We start from the raw sequence: 18,825 nt of genomic DNA on the forward strand, positions 1-18,825 counted from the left end.
AGCAAATTCTAACCCAGCCTAAAAAAAAGACAGATTTCTTTATATCCGTCTGAACCTAAAAGCCGCCCGCTACCCCATAAGCCTCTGGTAAACGGACTTCGCATGGACAATATCCTTTGTTCCATGCACTAATGCCCTGCCATCCTTAAAAACGACAATCCGTTCAGCATCTTTCTGAGCAGAAACAAGATAGGGATTTGCTTTTACTTCATAGCCCATGGCAGAAAAATCTCTGCCAAGCCTTTCAAGCTCTAGGTCAACCGGGTTTGGCGGCCTGACCTGTACCGTTTCCCTTCCGCAGAGCACCGCTGTTTTTGTGCTGTTTTCCGGCTGGAGAAACGGGTAGGATGCGGCAGTTCCGCAGGTTAAGCAGTCTTCTTTCTTCGACCGCCCCGTTTTGATGCTCTGAAATTGACCACTCCATAAATCGAAGCTGACAAAGGTCTCCCTGAGCGCTCCCCTATTCTCGGTCAGGATTTTAAGAGCTTCGGCCGATTGATAGGCTACAGTCATTTGAACCGCCGGCCCAATTATTCCTGATGTCTCACAGGTCATGCCCTGAAGCGGAATTGTTCGGAGAAGGCAGTTTAAACACGGTGTTTTCCCCGGGATGATGGTATAGCTCATTCCAAAGCTGCCGACACAGGCCCCAAAAATCCAGGGGATGTTATATTTGTGGGACAAATCATTAAGGATGAGCCTTGTTTCAAAGTTATCGGTTGCATCCATGATTAAATCCACATCAGGCACCAGCGGTTGAAGGCTTTGGGCCGTTGCATCGATAACATGAACCTTTACTTCCGTATCTGAATTGATTTCTTCGAGATGTTTTTTAGCCGCTGCAGCTTTTGGCAGCTTTTGCTCTACATCTTTTTCTGTATAAAGCTGCTGCCGCTGTAAATTGCTTTCTTCCACATAATCCCGATCGACAATCGTTAATTTTCCGACGCCTGCCCTGACAAGGAGCTCAGCATTAGCAGAGCCCAGTGCACCCGCACCGATCAGGAGGACATGCTTTTCACCTAATGTATGCTGCCCCTTCTCACCTATCCCTGAAAAGAGAATTTGTCTGGAATATCTCTCTGACATGCTCTGCCTCCCTGCTTATCTTTCTCTCTTTATCCTCCGCTCACCGGAGGGATGAATGCAACGATATCGCCGTCAGACAGAATCGTACTGTCATCTGCAAATTCTTCATTAACTGCCACCATCACTGTATGAAGGGAGTCTATCCTGTATTGATCTGAGATTCGTTTTTTTAAGCTGATGATGTTTTCTCCGCCCATTTCAAGCGTGACAGATTCAGAGCCGATAACATCTTTTAAATGAGCAAAAAACAATACTTTAATCATGTAAGTCCTTCTCCTCTGGTTTTCCTTTAGGGTAAGCTACCGTTTCTTTCTGGTTCCCGATCCATTCCTCTCCATCTTCCCACATCTCTTTTTTCCATATAGGGACTATTTCTTTAATGCGTTCAATCGCATAACGATTCGCCTGATAGGCATCATCCCGATGCGGGGTGGACACGGCTATCACGACAGCGACATCTGTGATATCGAGCTTTCCAACTCTATGAGTTATCGCTGTTAAACTATCCGGCCAGCGTTCTTGAATTTCTCTTCCTATTTGTTCGAGCTTCTTAACCGCCATTGCTTCGTAGGCTTCGTAGAATAAATATAGTGTTTTCTTTCCATAAGTCAGTTCGCGAACTGTCCCGATAAAGGTGGTCACTGCCCCGGCATTGCGTGATATGACTTTATCAATTACTTCTTGTACATCAATTGCATTTCTAGTAATTTCATAATTCATGGCCGTTTTCCTTTGATAAAATATTTTTTGGTCATACGGTAAAAATAAGTGCAGCTTTAAGGAGTCTTATAGTAACAGGATAATAGGTATAATAAATTATCTCAACATTATTGCAATTTCGTAAACCAAGTCTCCTGCTGACATCTTAATCCCATATCAAATTCTTGTTCTAACACAGAATATGTTATATCCTTAAAGGAAAGTCGGATTATTAACTTTTATTGTCTATTTACCGTTAATTAGGGATACTAAACAAGCAGCAGCAAATTTTACAGGCCTTAAGGGGGTTATTTACCTATGAGTATGAAAAAAGCATTAACTTTAGCAGGTTCCGATACAAGCGGCGGCGCTGGCATCCAGGCTGACCTTAAAACGATGCAGGAGCTGGGCGTTTATGGGATGACGGCATTGACAACCATCGTCACAATGGACCCCAAGAACCATTGGCATCATAATGTGTTCCCTATTGAATTAAGCACAATTGAAACTCAGTTAGATACCGTTCTTTCTACCGGGATTGATGCAATGAAAACTGGCATGCTCGGTTCTGTAGAAATTATTGAGCTGGCAGCTAAAATTATAGATGAGAATAAATTAACCAACGTGGTTATCGATCCTGTTATGGTCTGCAAAGGTGAAGATGAAGTTCTTCATCCGGAAACGGCTGTAGCTTTGCGAGATATCCTGGTTCCTAGAGCTCTTGTGGCAACACCAAACCTTTTTGAGGCTGCTCAGTTAGCAGGGACAAGCCCGATCAAGACGGTTGAAGACATGAAGCAGGCTGCTGTAAAGATCCATGAATCTGGCGCTAAGTATGTACTTATAAAAGGCGGCAGCAAACTGCAGCATGAAAAAGCCATTGACCTGCTGTACGATGGAAAAGAATTCACTGAGCTTGAATCTGAACGGATTGACACTGCGTATACTCACGGCGCTGGCTGCACCTATTCAGCTGCTATCACAGCTGAACTTGCAAAAGGCAAAGATGTCCGTGAAGCTGTGCTGACTGCAAAAGAGTTTATCACTGAAGCAATCCGCCACTCATGGAAGCTGAATGAGTATGTAGGCCCGACTATGCATGGAGCATACCGCCGTTTTGGCGCTGGACGTTTAGAAGCAGAACAGCTTACTAACTAATCCATCAGGCTGAATATATATTTGAAAGGAACCGGTGCAGACCGGTTCTTTTTTATACAATTACCTATCCAAACGACTCAGACTAAGAGAAATTTTACAGAATGCATCTTTCGCTTTCTTTTATAATTTTTAGTAAGATAGTAAGATAAGGAATTGTTCGAAATACTATTACTTATGGATGATAAGGCAGACAGCCTAGAATATGTTATGAATTTCGCAGTAGTTCGAGGAGGTATTTGTATGGAACCTATTATTCAGGCTGATGTGCAGGCTCTGATCAATTCTTATGCTAATGAAGATGTATATCTGCATCTGGAAACAACAAACGGGGCCTATGCTACACATTTTGATGAGTCCTTTTTTTCAGTGGGCGCTTATATCAGGAATGCATTTCTTCAGTATGAGCTTGGCAAGATTGTCGGTATGGGACCTTACAGGGTCGGCCTTAAGCTTTCAATAGGCTGGGTGTATGCAGAAGGCTTAACCCACTATGAACAAGATGCCAAAGGGCGTCTCTTGATGGCTGGGCTTGATCCGGCCGGGAAGCTTGCTGTTGCCCTTCAAATCAGCAAAACACCATTTGAATAAAGGAGAGGAACACGTTGACATTTGAAAAAGAAAGACAAGTACTAGTCATATTTCCTCATCCGGATGATGAGGCCTTCGGAGTTTCCGGCACCATTGCTTCCCATGTAAATAATGGAACTCCTGTTACGTATGCATGCCTGACACTTGGTGAAATGGGCCGAAACCTGGGGAATCCCCCTTTTGCCACGAGAGAGTCCCTCCCGATCATCCGCAGACAGGAACTTAAGGATGCAGCTTCGGCTCTTGGGATACAGGACTTGCGGATGCTTGGACTCCGTGATAAAACAATCGAATTCGAAGATGATGAAAAGCTGGCGGATCTTATGTATGCCATGATTCAAGAGTTGAATCCTTCGCTGATCATCACTTTCTATCCCGGCTACAGTGTACATCCTGACCATGAAGCAACAGGCCGTGCCGTTGTACGTGCAGTCGGCCGCATCCCAAAGGATAAGAGGCCTAAGCTGCATTGTGTGGCTTTTTCCAACAACTGTGTCGAAGAACTTGGTGAAGCAGATATCCGATATAACGTAAAATCAGTGGAAAAACAGAAAATTGCCGCCATTATGGCTCACCGCTCGCAAACACAATATATGGTCGCAGCCTGGGGCGATAAACTAGAAACGCAGGATCCCGAGCTCCTTGCCTGGATTCACAATGAGCGGTTCTGGACGTATCAGTGGCCAGAAGAAAATCAGAAGGTTTAGATGACAGGTACATGATGGAATAACTGTCAAATTTCCTGGACTAAAACAACCTGTTCCCTAAGTTAATGGTTGACAGTGCTCAGAAAATATCTTAACCTTAGGTCGATTATAAAATATTCCACTAGGGGTGCCTTCTGGCTGAGATAAGGATGTAGACTTAATCCCTTTGAACCTGATATGGGTAACCCCAGCGTAGGAAAGTGGAGCCGGAATATATCAGGCTTTTTTAGCTGTTTTTTTGTATTTCCCCGCTCCTTTTTTAAGGAGCGGTTTTTTTGCGTCCCTTCCTGCTTTTTGAGAGCGTTCAAGATGCAGGAGCGGTAAACTTAGGGATAGTGAGTTCTCCATTACTGTCTTTTTTACGTGAAAGAGGTTGTAGCATTGGAAAAGGAAACTTGGTTATTTATAGACTCAGGAGTGAACACTCCATCTTTTAACATGGCGTTAGATGAAGCCTTGCTTAATTGGCACAGCAAAGGCCTTATTCCACCAGTGATCCGGTTTTACGAATGGAATCCCCCCGGTATGTCTGTCGGTTACTTTCAAAAGGTTCATGGAAGGATTGATGTGGAAGCTGTACATAACAAAGGATTTCAGCTGGTGAGAAGGATGACAGGAGGAAGAGCTGTCCTCCACGACCAAGAACTTACATACAGTGTAATTGTCGGAGAACAGCATCCGAAAATGCCTAAAACAGTGACGGAGGCATACCGTGTGATTTCCCAGGGTCTGCTTGAAGGATTCAGAGAATTAGGAATTGATGCAGAACTAGCGGTTCCAGACAAAGGCAAGATCATTGGCAAAACCAATTCTGCTGTCTGTTTTGATGAGTCGTCCTGGTATGAATTGATCGCTGGCGGAAGGAAATCAGCGGGAAGCTCGCAATGCCGCCAGAAAGGCGTCATTCTTCAGCATGGTTCCATTCCGCTGGAAATCGATGAGGAAATCTTATTTGACTGCTTTATTTATGCGAATGAACGTGTCAAAGAAAGAGCCCGTAAAGCGTTTCAGGGCAAAGCCGCATCCATCAATGAACTTACCGGAAAGCAGAGCGATATGAAAGAAGTAAAGGACGCTTTTTATAAAGGGTTTCAAAAAGGATTGGACATCATACTTGAGCCCTATAAGCTCACTCCGGAACAACTGGCTGAAGTTAAAAACATCGAAGAAAAATATCTATCTGACGAATGGAATTATTCGCGATAAAGGAGCATTAGTAAATGGCTAATAATCAGGAACATCTCAGGAAACCAGAATGGCTGAAGATTAAATTAAACACGAACAAAGAATATAATGGCCTTAAGAAAATGATGCGCGAGAAAAAATTACATACGGTCTGTGAAGAAGCTAGATGCCCAAACATCCATGAGTGCTGGGCTGTAAGAAAAACAGCGACTTTTATGATCCTTGGAGATATTTGTACAAGGGCGTGCCGTTTCTGTGCCGTAAAAACGGGACTGCCGACAGAGCTTGATTGGCAGGAGCCGGAACGCGTGGCTGAATCCGTTGAAACAATGGGATTGAAGCATACAGTTATCACAGCCGTTGCCCGGGATGATTTAAAAGATGGAGGCGCAGCCGTTTTTGCTGAAACTGTCCGTGCAATCCGCCGAAGAAATCCTTTCTGTACCATCGAAGTACTTCCTTCAGACATGAAGGGCGATGATGAAAGCATCATGACTCTGATGGATGCAAAGCCGGATATTTTCAATCATAATATCGAAACCGTACGACGCTTGACGAAACGCGTCCGTGCCGTGGCTACGTATGACCGTTCACTCAGCCTTCTCAAGCGAGTGAAAGAACTAAGCCCAAAAACACCAACTAAATCCAGCATTATGGTTGGACTTGGAGAAACAAAAGAAGAGATTATTGAGGCTATGGATGATCTTCGGGCACATGATGTGGATATCATCACGATCGGCCAGTACCTGCAGCCGACTAAGAAGCATCTGAAGGTAGAACGCTACTACCACCCGGATGAATTTGCTGAATTAAAAGCCATTGCATTATCCAAAGGATTCAGCCATTGTGAAGCAGGACCTCTTGTCCGTTCTTCCTACCATGCAGATGAGCAGGTAAATGCAGCAGCAAAAGACCGCCAAATGCAGGCTGAAGTACAAGAAGTATAACATGAGATGATTCGATCTGCTTAGGCCGCCGAGGCTTTCTCGGCGGTTCTTTTTCTTTGTGCCTAACGAGTGTTTGCGGTTAGATAAAGATCTGTATCAGCAATAAGCATATTCCGCTTGGGATACGCATAAATGAAGCGGGATAAGCATAAAGCAGCCTGCATAAGCATTGAATTTTGACAGATCAGCATAAAGGCAGAAACTATAAGCATAAAACCTATAAACCAAAGCATAAACCTTCTGAACATAAGCATATTTCCCCTAAAGGTAAGCATAAACCATGCTTCATCAAACTACGCGCGTGAGATTTAGTAAAAACCTCTTTAAAATGCATGTTCCTAACAGATGACAGCCAAGATTTCTATAAAATATACCAAAATTTATTTATTAGACGCAAAAAATGGCAGTTTTTCAATAAATAAAGGCTCTCTTTTCTAAAAGAATATTGCTTTTTAATTGTTACGTCACTCGTCACTCTATTGTTCAGTCAGGTCGATTGGAGCATAAGGTGCGAGACTCCTGCGGGAGCAGCGGGACAGGTGAGACCCCGCAGGCGAAGCCGAGGAGGCTCACCGCCCGCCCCGCGGAAAGCGAGCATGCCTTGCGCTCCAAATCTGCCGGTGCCTTAAGCGCACCCTTTGTCCTTCAGCTGCCCAAACTCCGTACTCTTTATCTTTAAAAAACTGACAAAATAACCTTTCTTCCGGGGGATGTATATTCAGGGGATACATTTCGCACATAAAATCATTTTAATTTTTCATGAAACAATACATATAAAATATAAAGCAGTTTTTATCAAGGGGGTACTTTTCTAGATAATGGATAGAACCTCTTCCCCATTCCTGCATCACCCGCAGAAGAACTTTCCTCTGACCCGCTCACTTCGGAATTGGGCTAACCTGTGACCGGCATATATTTGTATAAAAAAAATCCACCCAACAGGGTGGATTAAAAAGGGGATATTATGGAAAAACAATCATGTTCCTATTTTGACCAGATTCAAGCAAGTGTATACCTGCACTAAAAAATTTTTATATCCTGTCTAAAAAAACTCGGTACAGCTGATCGTCTTCCTTTCTCGGGGTTCCTCTGCCGTCTGTGTTATTCGTTACAAAATAAAGAATGCCACCCTCTATCCGGACATCTCTTATCCTTCCATAACCAGTGATAAAATCATCAGCTTGCCCTGTTTCAGGATCAAACACTTTGACTGCCTCTCCCCTTAGAGATGCTATATATATCTTTCCCTTGTAAATGGCTGTTCCGGATGGAGCCCATGTGTCGTTCCCCGTGTGGAAAACCGGAGTCTCCAATCCCTGCCGCTTCCGATTCCCTTCGATAAGCGGCCACCCATAATTTTTGCCGGGCTTAATCAGGTTTATTTCATCATGTGCCGACTGACCGTGCTCTGTACTATAAAGCACCCCTTTCTCCGTCCAGGCAAGCCCCTGGGGATTACGGTGGCCAGAAGAATAGACATAAGATCCTCTAAATGGATTGTCAGCAGGTATCGATCCATCCAGATTCATCCGCAGTATCTTGCCGCCCAGGGAATTCAGATCCTGCGCCCTTTCCGTCACATACCCTTCACCTGTAGTGATATAGAGCTTTTGGCCGGGACCGATTTCAAGCCTTCCTCCGTGATGGAAATTACCGCTTGGAATGTTATCGATTAAAATTCTCTCTTCGTTCCATTGATTCCCCTTCAGCGTAAGAATCACTACTCGATTAAGGGTCGTTCCGCTTTTGTCATAGGAATAATAAGCGAAGGCCCGCTTTGTTGTATTAAAATCAGGGGCAAGAACAAATCCAAGGAGGCCCGATTCCGGCTTAGTGGATAGCGGTGCCGTGATCGTGACCTTCTGCCTCGTGGTTCTTCCATTTTCTACTTTAGCAATTGTACCCGTCCGTTCTGATATGTAGAAGGTATTCCCTGTTTTTTCGATGGACCAGGGTATGCTTAACCTCTCAGCTGCCTTTTCAGCGTTTGCAGCAGGCCTATTAACCGTTTCTGCAGGCTTGCGCGGTTCCTTAGCAGGCTGTTGGTTTCCTGAATCCCCTGAACATCCTGAAGCAATTAAAAATAACAATCCGCCGGCTGCAGCCAAAAACAATCGTTTCATAATTGATCTCCTTTTTATAACGTCAAAGGGAAATCTATGCTGAATTAATCTTCTAAAACCTTCAATATGGCCTTTGCCACACCATTTTCATTGTTGGTGTCCGTCACAAAGTGGCAAATTCTTTGAATGTCTGCAGGGGCATTTCCCATTGCAACTGCTCTTCCTACTCTTTCAAACATGGAAACATCATTATAATTATCCCCAATTGCCATAGCATCCGACATCGAGATCCCGCGTTTTGTCAGGTATTTTTCTAGAGCTACACCTTTTTGTGCATCCAGAGCATTGATCTCCAGGTTATCGCGTCCAGAGGAGGTAACAGCAAGAGTGCCTAGCTTTTTCAATTCAGAAGCAGCTTCCCCTAACTTTTTAAAATCAACTGAGAATACCAGAAATTTGTAATACTCGATCTCTGGCTTTTCAAACAGCCTTTGATAGCTGTCCACTATTTTAATCTGGCTCACCTCGAACCGCTTTCGTGCCTCTTCCGTAACGACCAGTGGATCTGCACCCGGATTGGACGTTAAGAAAATATCCACAAGCAAGGCAATGGATTTATCTTTATCCTGCGTGTAAGTCCCTTGATTTGTATAAATCTCATAATATAGATCATGCTGGCTCAAGATATGCGCAGCCTGTGTCACCGCCTCATAGCTCATCGTATTGGCTTCGACCACTTTGCCCTCTGTGTCAATCACAACTGCTCCATTTATTCCTATTATAGGCGTCTTGATATCCACCTCATCAAGCGCATACCTGGCTTCCTCGAAGGACCTTCCTGTAGCGATGATGACTTCTATTCCCTGCGAGATGGCTTTTTCTATAGCCTCTTTATTTTCTTTGCTTACGCTTTGTTTTTTATTGACTAATGTTCCATCCATATCGATGGCAATACTTTTAACCATAATGCACCAACTTTCTTTGCTTCTTCTTTTTACCACCTTCCCATTCTATCAAACCTGGTCTGATACAGAAGGGATGTGCTTGTTAAATATATTTACTGCCTTCGCGAACACTAAGTTTAGCCAAATCAGTGCTTTCGATAAACTTTCTGACTGAAGCTGGATCTGTCTTAGAATATTCCCGCAGTGCCCAGCCGATCGCTTTTTGGATAAAAAACTCCTTGCTGTCCGCATTTAAACATATGTATCGATATAGTCTTTCTACATCTGTATTATTCTTATACTTCAGCTGAAATAAAATAGCCGTCCGCCGCAGCCACATGTTCTCATGAACTGCCCAGCCCTCCATATATTCCTCAGCTGTTTCCGGGAACCTCATTGCAATGGCTCCTATGATCGGCGGAGCAATGGAATCCACCGTATCCCACCAGGACTTGCTGATCAGAAGCTCTTTAAAAAATGTGATGTCCTCCTTAGCAAACTTCTTGATAAATTTGCCGCAGTAATCCAGCGCGGCATACTGCATCTCCCTTTGGGGGAAGCTCCATAACTCCCTGACCAGCTGATGTGAAAAAGGCTCCTTAAATACACCCGCTTCTTTAAAAAAAACGGAAACCAGCTTCTTGCGTTCCGGGGACTTTATTCCAAAGAAGGGAAACTGATTTTTCATATAGTTTTCCATAGGAACACGATTCTCTTCGTTCGCATGCTCCTTCATTAACTTGTACAGATTTTGAGCCAACTCCATATTTTGAATCTCCTTCGTTATTAATAGCTAGTTTTATTTTATAGGATATTATTTCCTTTTGGTAGCGGGAGTAGCATTGGGGACTGTCCCCCATTTCCCAAAATACATAACTCAAGCTCTCCAAGGCTTTCTAGTGATTTTTTGTGGGGACTGTCCCTTATTTCCCAATATACTTCCATCTAAAAAGAAAAGGGAGCAGAATTCCTCTGCCCCTCTTTTGCATTTTATTTTGTTAAATCCACTAAAGACCCCCGGGTTGCAGTCATTAATTCACCAACACCCAGTTCTAGCTGTACCCCAATCTTTCCGCCGCTTACTATTATCTTCTCTAGGCTTTCTGCACTGCTGTCAATGTAGGTTGGATAGTTCTTTTTCATTCCAACCGGAGAACAGCCGCCCCTGATATATCCCGTCCATTTCTGGATGTCTTTCACTGGCAGCATATCGAGGTTTTTTTCCGCTGCCGCTTTGGCGGCTTTTTTCAGGTCCAGCTCCGCTTCTACAGGGATAACAAAAACATGTATAGAGCTGCCCTTGCCGATGGTGACTAATGTTTTAAATACCATCTCGCGGGGTTTACCAATCTTATCTGCGACAGAAACACCGTCAATTTTTCCGTCTTTGTTTTCATAGGTAAAAAATCCGTATTCTATCTTTGCCTTATCCAGGATTCTCATTGCATTAGTTTTAGCCTGAACCATTTCTCTTACCTGACCTTATTAATCAAATTTTAACTTCGCAAGTGCATCAGCTAACGCGGTATTGATCGGTTCATCTTTTTGCTGGGTTTTCAAATACTTATTAACATCCTGCTTGGTTGCCTTGCCGCCTTTTTGTTTGTTTCTTCTATTCTGGAATGCAGACAGCTTCTCACGATGGCCGCAGGAGCAAACAAAAATCTGGGCTTCGCCTTCCCCTCTAAGCTCTAGCTTCTTGTGACAGACCGGGCATCTCGCATTTGTCGTCTTTGAGACATTTTTGCGGTGTCCGCATTCTCGGTCCTGGCAGACCAGCATTTTGCCTCTTTTTCCATTCACTTCAAGCATCAGCTTGCCGCAATCCGGACATCTGCTGCCGGTTACGTTGTCATGCTTGAATTTCTTCTCACTGTATTTGATCTCCTGCACCACTGTTTTGGCATAGCTCTTCATCTCTTGAATAAAAGCATTCTTTTGGAGCGATCCCTTCGCAATCCGGTCGAGCTTTTGCTCCCATTCAGCCGTTAGGGCCGGTGATTTCAAATCTTCAGGAACCAAATCCAGCAGCTGGCGCCCTTTTGAGGTTATGAAAATATCTTTTCCCTTCTTCTCAAGCAGGAAGCTGTTAAATAGCTTTTCGATGATATCCGCCCTTGTGGCAACTGTACCTAGGCCGCCTGTCTGCCCAATAGTCTTGATCAGCTCTTTATTTTCTCCTGCCATATACTGAACGGGATTTTCCATGGCTGACAGCAGGGTCGCTTCATTAAAGTGAGCCGGCGGCTTCGTTTCTCCTTTAGTCACCACTGCAGAAATCTGCTCGAGTGTATCTCCTTGATTTATAGGAGGCAGCTGCTGGTCATCAGACTCGGCGTCTTCGTCTTCATAACTGCCGTACACTTCCTTCCAGCCCGCTGCTTTTACAATCTTGCCTTTTGCAGTGAAGGTTTCCTTCTCAATCTTAGCCTGCACCGTTGTCTGCTCATATTCAAATGGAGGCATTAATACCGCCAGAAATCTCTTTATGACAAGATCATAAATTTTTCTTTCTTTATCGCTCAGTGATCCGATATAAAAAACCTGTTCTGTCGGAATGATCGCATGGTGGTCGGACACCTTACTGTCATCGACAAAAGATTTATTGGCACGGATCCCGTTTCTAAGAATTTTGGAGGCTGAAGCCGCATATTCCTTATGGCTAACCGCTTTAACGCGGTCTTTCAGGGTCTCCACGATGTCCGATGAAATGAATCTCGAATCTGTACGCGGATAGGTCAGCACCTTGTGCTGCTCATACAGCTTCTGCATGATGGATAAGGTTTCTTTAGCGGAATATCCGAAGCGTTTATTCGCGTCCCGCTGGAGTTCAGTCAGATCATATAATCCAGGGGCAAAGCTTTTTTTCAGTGTCTTTTTTACTTCAGCAATCTCAATGTTCTTATGAGAAACTGCCTTTAGAACAGCTTCTGCTTTTTCTTTATTAAATGTTCTAGTTTCCTTAGACTTCGCATCCTGCCAGGTAAGCTTCAAGCCTTTTGATGTCACACTTACCCCATAATAGGTTTTTGGCTGAAAGTTCTTAATGTCTTCTTCCCGCTTCGCAATGATTGCCAGAGTCGGAGTCTGCACTCTTCCAGACGAAAGCTGGGCATTATATTTGGTTGTAAGCGCCCTTGTAGCATTAAGGCCGACAATCCAGTCCGCTTCGGCACGGGCCACTGCTGAAGCATATAAATTTTCATATTCTTTACCATTCTTTAATTTGCGGAATCCTTCATTAATGGCTTTGTCTGTTACAGACGAAATCCATAGCCTTTTAACAGGTTTTTTGACGTTCGCTTTCTCCAGAATCCAGCGCGCCACCAGCTCGCCTTCACGCCCCGCATCTGTCGCAATGATGATTTCATTTACATCTTTGCGGATAAGCTGGGACTTAACAGCCTGAAACTGTTTTCCTGTCTGCTTAATAACCACAAGCTTCAGCGAACCCGGAAGCATAGGGAGGTCCTCAAGCTTCCATTCTTTATACTTATTATCATAAGCCTCCGGGTCTGCCAGTGTAACGAGATGACCCAGCGCCCAGGTCACAATATATTTATCGCCTTCCAAGAAGCCGTTTCCTTTTTTTGTACACTTTAATACTCTAGCTATATCTCTAGCCACGGATGGCTTTTCAGCTAATACCAGCTGTTTAGGCATAATGTTAAACATCCTTTCAAAAAAACCATTGGAACAATCCATGAAGTTCCTATCATAAGTCTAACTGAAATTTGGAGAAAATACACGTTTCCAGAAGGTTAAATCTCGCTTTTACAAAATCTTACAAACCAACTCCAACCTTTTTATATAAAGGCCTGCCTCTCTTCAAGCTCGCTGGGAAAAATATGGGGGATGGTGTTACGTCCCAGATTTTAGTATGATGTAGTATAGGAATTTATAGATTAGCAGCGGAGGGTTATTAAAACACAATGAGCGTACTTACTGTAGATAAATTAGGTCATAGTTTTGGTGACCGCACATTATTTAAAGATGTTACATTCCGCCTATTGCCTGGAGAGCATGTCGGTCTTGTAGGCGCAAACGGCGTTGGTAAATCAACCATGATGAATATCATCACGAAACAGTTGATCCATGATACAGGACGTGTTGAGTGGACACCAGGAACTCAGTATGGCTACTTAGATCAGCATACCGTTCTATCCAAGGGGAAAACGATTCGTGATGTACTGAATGATGCTTTCCTTCCACTTTTCGAGCAGGAAAAAGAGTTAAATGAAGTTACCGCGAAGATGGGAGACGCCTCACCAGAGGAACTAGAAGCTCTTTTAGAAAGAATGGGAGAAATCCAGGATAACCTGGATGCCGGCGGCTTTTATTCTCTGGATTTAAAGGTAGAGGATGCAGCAAGAGGACTTGGACTGGATGCCATCGGCCTTGACCGCGATGTGTCTGCACTGAGCGGCGGCCAGCGTACAAAGGTATTGCTTGCCAAGCTTCTTCTAGAGCAGCCGAAGGTTCTTCTTCTCGATGAGCCGACCAACTACCTCGATGTTGAGCATATCAACTGGCTGGGCCGTTATCTGAAGGAATATCCGTATGCTTTCTTACTGATCTCCCATGATACGGAATTCATGAACGGCGTGGTAGATGTCATTTTCCACTTGGAATTTTCTAAGCTTACCCGTTATACAGCCACATATGAAAAATTCCTTGAGCTTGCTGAGATCAATAAGAACCAGCATATCAATGCTTACGAGAAGCAGCAGGAATTCATTAAGAAGCAGGAAGACTTTATCGCGAAAAATAAGGCCCGCTATTCGACAACCGGCCGGGCGAAAAGCCGCCAAAAGCAGCTTGAACGGATGGAGCGGATTGACCGTCCTGAAACTGCGGTGAAGCCGACGTTTGAATTTAAAGAGTCCCGCGGCAGCGGCCGTTATGTGTTTGAAGGCACAGATGTAGAGATTGGCTACTCAGAGCCTCTTCTGCCAAAACTTAATGTGACGATCGAACGCGGCGAAAAAATTGCCGTTGTCGGCTGTAACGGAGTAGGGAAATCTACCCTTCTCAAAACCATTCTTGGAAAAATCCAGCCGCTAAGCGGTTCAGCTGTACAGGGTGACTTCCTCTTCCCTTCTTACTTCGAGCAGGAAGTAAAAGCTGGAAATACCACGCCGATTGACGAGCTATGGGCAGCATTCCCATCCTTAGATCAGGGCCAGGTACGCGGAATACTGGCACGATCCGGCTTGAAGAATGAACATATCTCCCGCCCCATGAGCCAGCTCAGCGGTGGAGAGCAGGCAAAAGTCCGCCTCACCAAACTGATGCTGAACGAAAGCAACTGGCTGCTCCTCGATGAGCCGACCAACCATTTAGACGTAACAGCAAAAGAAGAACTAAAACGTGCATTAAAGTCATACAAAGGCACCGTTCTCCTAGTCTGCCATGAACCGGACTTCTATGAAGACTGGGTAACTAAAGTATGGAATGTAGAAGACTGGGCGAATAGCCAGGCATAAGAAAAAGGCACTTGCTGAATTCAGCAGGTGCTTTTTTACGCGATTTAGGGTTAATGAAATTTTTAAGAATTTATAGATATAAAGTTAATGATGAATGGTAATACAATATTTAAACCAAAGCCTACAAAGATTGCCTTCTTAAAGAATAATAAAATTATGCCATGCTCCATCCTCCTAATAAAAATGCTGTTAAGCAGACATGATTAATAGGCTGGCCGAATCCGAATCCCCCCATAATGCCAATTGCAAATACGATTAAAAATAACGGTAATGGAATCATAAAGTTGTCTATATAATCATTTTCATATTACTCCTTCACCCTGTTTTTAGCATGAGGATATCCGTGCCCTCGTTAAGGGTGGATTGGTTTAATGAGGCTTCTGTATATGTATCTATTTATAGTGGTCCTTACATGTACTGTTAATTAACTGAGACCGCTCTAGTTGGCCAGGAACTGCCTATAAAGCATTAAAAAAGGTGCTAATTTTATTCATTTTGACAAAAATGCCATCAAAATGATGGGTTGTCTGCACTCCTGCACCTAAAAAACTCCTTACATTAACTAAAATCGGCTGTTAAACAGTCCAAAAGCTCAAGATGTAAAACAATCAGAAAGTTTATGATTATGTTTTATGGTTTTATGCTTATGTTTTTGTGATTTACGCTTATGTTTGGGAGGTTTATGCTTAAGTTTACTGGTTTTTTGCTTATGTTCAAAAAAAGTATGCTTATCTTATAAGCTATATGCTTAGCTAGAAGGCTTTATGCTTATTTAAGTGGGCATATGCTTATGGTAGAGGGTTTTTGCTGATGTAAGCGGACGTATGGATTAAATCGCGATTAAGTTCATGTAATTGTGTAAATGAAAGAGTTATTTTATTCACTCTTGGCCACACTGTTTTCAACGACAAAAACAATAAGTGAAAAGAGGAATTAAAAATGACTCAATTACAGTTTAGCCCCGATATGGAACTTTTAAAACACTCTATGATAAATTCAAATTTTGATACGGTTGTTCAATCGGCTATTGTTTTAGTTTTAAATGAGTTCATGTTTAAGCGGACATATGCTCTAATGGTGGAGGTTTACGCCGAACTCAATGGTCTTATGCCACAAGAAATCTGCGCCAACGGTGTCTGAATGAAATCAGCTGCACGCTCAGATAAAAGCAAACGGGCCAAGGTTTTGTCATGGGAATATGCCCATTCCACTAGAAATACTCCTGGAAACCCCTTCATGCCAATTGAAGTATAGCCCAGCTTATAGTGAAGCAAAATGTTATATCCGATGCGTACTCGAGTTATGCAGATTAAATGAATGTTAACCATCCGCAGTCACCATTACAAGTTCAATACCCCTCAGCTCCTGCTTACCCAACCCGGTTACTGCAGCGGATCCCTACTGCATATCATAAACCCAGCCCCCAGCTCAAACTAAAAAAGCCCAACCCAAACAGCCTGCGCTGTTCAAACCGGCTTTTCACTTTACAATATGATGCTTAAATGCATAAATCACAGCCTGCGTCCGGTCCTGGACATCGAGCTTGCTTAGGACATTGCTTACATGGACTTTGACCGTTTTGAGGGCGATGAATAGTTCATCTGCGATTTCCTGATTGGTTTTTCCCTGTGCCATGAGGAGCAGGATTTCCTTTTCCCTGAGAGTCAGCTGTTCGTGCGGCAGGGCTTTTTGTCTCATTTTGACCATCATTTTGCCGGTTACTTCGGGCTCTAACACGGATTGGCCATGGTATGTATTTCTGACAGCGGCCGCTATTTCACTTGCTTTTGAGGTTTTGAGCATATAGCTGGTTGCCCCGGCCTCAAGCGCAGGGTAAACTTTTTCATCATCCAAAAAGCTTGTTACAATAATGATTTTAGCTTCTGGCCATGCGTCGATAATCTGGCCGGTAGCTTCTATGCCGTCCATTTCTTTCATGACTAAATCCATGAGAATGATATCCGGCCTCAGCTCTAAAGCCAGTTTAATAGCCTGCAGTCCGTTTTCTGCTTCTCCGGCTACCTCTATATCCGGCTGTGCGGCTAAATAGGAACCGACACCCAGTCTTACCATTTCATGATCATCCACGAGCAATACTCGAATCATAGTGTCATCCCTCCTGAGCCATTACTGGCACTTTTACTTCGAGACGGGAGCCTTTATTTTTGACACTCACCAGCTTCAGAGTGCCCCCTATCTCCAGAGCTCGTTCCTGCATATTCTGAACGCCATATGACCCGGACTTCGCTTCTTCCACATCGAAGCCTACTCCATCGTCCGCTACTCTCATAATAATAAACTCATCTCTTCTGATTAGCAGGACTTCCAACGAAGAAGCTTTGGAATGCCTGAGCGTGTTTGAGACAGATTCCTGGAGAATTCTGAAGAGGTGATCCTCGATTCCCTTGTCTGCTCCAACGGGCTCGAGTTTCCACTGTATGTCCAGAGGTACTTTATTCTCCAATTCGGATAATAATTCCTGTATGCCTTCATCAAGTGATTTGCCTTTTAAAGGGGCAGGGCGCAGGTGCAGCAATAGTGCCCTCATTTCAAGCTGGGATTGGTGGATCATCCCTTCCACGAGTTTTAGCTGAGAGGCTTCGAGGGTGTTGGAATCATCTTTGGATTCATTGATCGCAGACATAAGCATAGAGGCGGCAAAGAGCTGCTGGCTGACTGAATCATGCAGTTCGCGTGCTAATCGGTTTCGTTCCTGCGAGACGATTTCCTGGATCCTTTTCTCCTGGACCTCCGCTTTTTCATTGGCAAGCTTTTGAGACTGTTTGATCTGTTCCTTCATGTGAGAGTGAATGCTGTTAATTCTCTTACGGATGACTTGCATTTCTGTCAGGGCTGCATTCGCCTCCGTCATTTCATTCCCCGCTTCTAGATCATACAATGCATCGTTAACCAGCTTGATTTGTTTCTTTAAAAATATACCGGAACCCATTCCAAAAATAATGCCGATCAACAGACTTAATCCTGCTAAGAAAATAATAACGGGGAAATCGAATATCTCTCTTTCCCATAGGATGCTCCAGGACTTAAGCGGAAAAAAAGTGAAATACAAAGCTGATAACACGATAAAAAAGACCAGTGACAGCAGAGCGCCAAAGGCAGTCTGACGGCTGACAATGCTCATACTCTCTTCACCTCTAATTCACCAGAAAATAGAGAGGTAAAGATTTTAACCCTTTGTGCAGCCTGGTCATAATCAGCGGTCTGGTAAATCATATTCTGCGTAAATATTCTTGGCTCCTGTTCATCAAGGATCCTGGCTGAACCAATGAATGCAGAATGATTCACACTCAGTTCAATATCATACGGAACCAATATGCGGATGTTGCCCACTCCATGGCGGATATAAATGGCAGACTCACCCTTAGGAAGTACTGTATAGCTCAAATCGATTTCTGTATCGCCAATAAATCCCTGGATGTTAATATCATTCCATTCATATACATGCTCGCCTGTTGATTTTGTACCGTAAAAACGATTTTGAAAAAGCGGCGTTTTCTTAATCATGGTTTCTTCTATTACAGGTCCTTTTTCTAAGACGATAGGCCTGATCTTTTTTGGTTTTCTTTTAGACTGATTATAAATCACAAACAAATATATAAGCATTGCGAGAACTAAAAATTTGGCAGCAAACATATTAAAAATCGTGACTACAAGACTAAACATCCCAAACCAAAATAATATAACGCCAAACGTTTTATTAAATTTTTTCCGGCCTACATAAATCAGTCCGGCAGAGAATAAAAGGGAGAAAATCAATCCGCTGTGAAAAAATAACAGCTCTACGAAGATCAAGAATATGGGAACCCAGATCAGCAAATTAATATGATCGGTTTTAAGTTTATTCAGCACGGATTTTCCTCCCTTCGTTTTTTCATTAAGCCGCTCTAAAAGGCGCAGAAAGCCCCTGCGCCCTTTTAAATTCAGTCTCTACTAGAATA

17 protein-coding genes, 1 pseudogene and 1 riboswitch are annotated in these 18,825 nt (G+C 43.5%); of the genes and pseudogenes, 7 read left to right on the top strand and 11 right to left on the bottom strand.

Translation table 11 applies throughout. From position 1 onward, the window contains the following. Nucleotides 1-69 precede the first annotated feature (69 nt). The 3 genes from CUU66_RS08525 to CUU66_RS08535 are packed head-to-tail and all read right to left on the bottom strand — an operon-like array spanning nt 70 to nt 1,809. Nucleotides 70-1,089 carry a MoeB/ThiF family adenylyltransferase gene (locus CUU66_RS08525; protein WP_101641260.1) on the bottom strand — a complete coding sequence of 340 codons (1,020 nt, stop codon included), beginning with the start codon at nt 1,087-1,089 and terminating at the stop codon, nt 70-72. 29 nt (nt 1,090-1,118) lie between these two features. Beyond that, a complete protein-coding gene (gene moaD / locus CUU66_RS08530; RefSeq protein WP_101641261.1) occupies nt 1,119-1,352 on the bottom strand; it encodes a molybdopterin converting factor subunit 1 in 234 nt (77 codons plus the stop codon). Further along, complete coding sequence (locus CUU66_RS08535; protein ID WP_101641262.1) at nt 1,345-1,809, bottom strand: molybdenum cofactor biosynthesis protein MoaE; 465 nt, start codon at nt 1,807-1,809, stop codon at nt 1,345-1,347. Before CUU66_RS08535 ends, moaD begins: the two co-directional genes overlap by 8 nt. Before the next feature lie 297 nt (nt 1,810-2,106). On the opposite strand from CUU66_RS08535, the gene pdxK reads away from it, so the two are divergent. From pdxK to lipA, 5 genes are all read left to right on the top strand, one after another. Next, nucleotides 2,107-2,946, top strand: a complete 840-nt coding sequence (gene pdxK / locus CUU66_RS08540; RefSeq protein WP_101641263.1) for a pyridoxine/pyridoxal/pyridoxamine kinase — start codon at nt 2,107-2,109, stop codon at nt 2,944-2,946. 240 nt (nt 2,947-3,186) lie between these two features. Further along, on the top strand, nt 3,187-3,534 hold the full coding sequence (locus CUU66_RS08545) for a YojF family protein (RefSeq protein ID WP_101641264.1): 348 nt from the start codon (nt 3,187-3,189) through the stop codon (nt 3,532-3,534). A gap of 14 nt (nt 3,535-3,548) precedes the next feature. After that, nucleotides 3,549-4,241, top strand: a complete 693-nt coding sequence (gene bshB2 / locus CUU66_RS08550) for a bacillithiol biosynthesis deacetylase BshB2 (protein WP_101641265.1) — start codon at nt 3,549-3,551, stop codon at nt 4,239-4,241. A 113-nt stretch (nt 4,242-4,354) separates the two neighbouring features. Next, a riboswitch (TPP riboswitch) is annotated at nt 4,355-4,457 on the top strand. Nucleotides 4,458-4,622: 165 nt separating this feature from the next. After that, on the top strand, nt 4,623-5,447 hold the full coding sequence (locus tag CUU66_RS08555; RefSeq protein ID WP_101641266.1) for a lipoate--protein ligase family protein: 825 nt from the start codon (nt 4,623-4,625) through the stop codon (nt 5,445-5,447). 14 nt (nt 5,448-5,461) lie between these two features. Continuing rightward, complete coding sequence (gene lipA, locus CUU66_RS08560; protein WP_101641267.1) at nt 5,462-6,373, top strand: lipoyl synthase; 912 nt, start codon at nt 5,462-5,464, stop codon at nt 6,371-6,373. Between the two features lie 1,031 nt (nt 6,374-7,404). Here the strand turns inward: lipA and CUU66_RS08575 are convergent. The 5 genes from CUU66_RS08575 to CUU66_RS08595 all read right to left on the bottom strand — a co-directional run bounded on the left by CUU66_RS08575 (nt 7,405) and on the right by CUU66_RS08595 (nt 13,043). Beyond that, nucleotides 7,405-8,496 carry a PQQ-dependent sugar dehydrogenase gene (locus CUU66_RS08575; protein ID WP_101641269.1) on the bottom strand — a complete coding sequence of 364 codons (1,092 nt, stop codon included), beginning with the start codon at nt 8,494-8,496 and terminating at the stop codon, nt 7,405-7,407. A 44-nt stretch (nt 8,497-8,540) separates the two neighbouring features. Beyond that, a complete protein-coding gene (locus tag CUU66_RS08580; protein ID WP_101641270.1) occupies nt 8,541-9,401 on the bottom strand; it encodes a Cof-type HAD-IIB family hydrolase in 861 nt (286 codons plus the stop codon). An 82-nt stretch (nt 9,402-9,483) separates the two neighbouring features. Further along, nucleotides 9,484-10,146: a DNA alkylation repair protein gene (locus CUU66_RS08585; RefSeq protein WP_101641271.1), complete on the bottom strand. Its 663-nt coding sequence runs from the start codon at nt 10,144-10,146 to the stop codon at nt 9,484-9,486. 224 nt (nt 10,147-10,370) lie between these two features. Further along, nucleotides 10,371-10,847, bottom strand: a complete 477-nt coding sequence (gene ybaK / locus CUU66_RS08590) for a Cys-tRNA(Pro) deacylase (protein ID WP_101641272.1) — start codon at nt 10,845-10,847, stop codon at nt 10,371-10,373. An 18-nt stretch (nt 10,848-10,865) separates the two neighbouring features. Next, nucleotides 10,866-13,043, bottom strand: a complete 2,178-nt coding sequence (locus CUU66_RS08595) for a DNA topoisomerase III (protein WP_101641273.1) — start codon at nt 13,041-13,043, stop codon at nt 10,866-10,868. Nucleotides 13,044-13,312: 269 nt separating this feature from the next. On the opposite strand from CUU66_RS08595, the gene CUU66_RS08600 reads away from it, so the two are divergent. Then, nucleotides 13,313-14,866, top strand: coding sequence for an ABC-F family ATP-binding cassette domain-containing protein (locus CUU66_RS08600; protein ID WP_101641274.1), 1,554 nt, complete (start codon nt 13,313-13,315; stop codon nt 14,864-14,866). 939 nt (nt 14,867-15,805) lie between these two features. Beyond that, nucleotides 15,806-15,925 (top strand): annotated as a pseudogene (locus CUU66_RS25530) (IS256 family transposase); the annotation flags it as partial. A 420-nt stretch (nt 15,926-16,345) separates the two neighbouring features. Here the strand turns inward: CUU66_RS25530 and CUU66_RS08610 are convergent. From CUU66_RS08610 to liaF, 3 genes are read right to left on the bottom strand one after another with little or no spacing between them, the layout of a single operon-like run. After that, the gene (locus CUU66_RS08610) at nt 16,346-16,972 is read right to left on the bottom strand and encodes a response regulator (RefSeq protein WP_101641275.1); all 627 of its coding nucleotides are present in this window, start codon (nt 16,970-16,972) and stop codon (nt 16,346-16,348) included. A gap of 4 nt (nt 16,973-16,976) precedes the next feature. Then, nucleotides 16,977-18,008 (bottom strand): sensor histidine kinase, encoded by a 1,032-nt coding sequence (locus tag CUU66_RS08615; protein WP_101641276.1) that lies wholly within the window; start codon nt 18,006-18,008, stop codon nt 16,977-16,979. Then, a complete protein-coding gene (gene liaF / locus CUU66_RS08620) occupies nt 18,005-18,736 on the bottom strand; it encodes a cell wall-active antibiotics response protein LiaF (RefSeq protein ID WP_101641277.1) in 732 nt (243 codons plus the stop codon). Before liaF ends, CUU66_RS08615 begins: the two co-directional genes overlap by 4 nt. Nucleotides 18,737-18,825: the final 89 nt, after the last annotated feature.

Origin of the sequence: Peribacillus deserti (assembly GCF_002863585.1) — a bacterium.
Classification (GTDB): domain Bacteria; phylum Bacillota; class Bacilli; order Bacillales; family DSM-1321; genus Paraperibacillus; species Paraperibacillus deserti_A.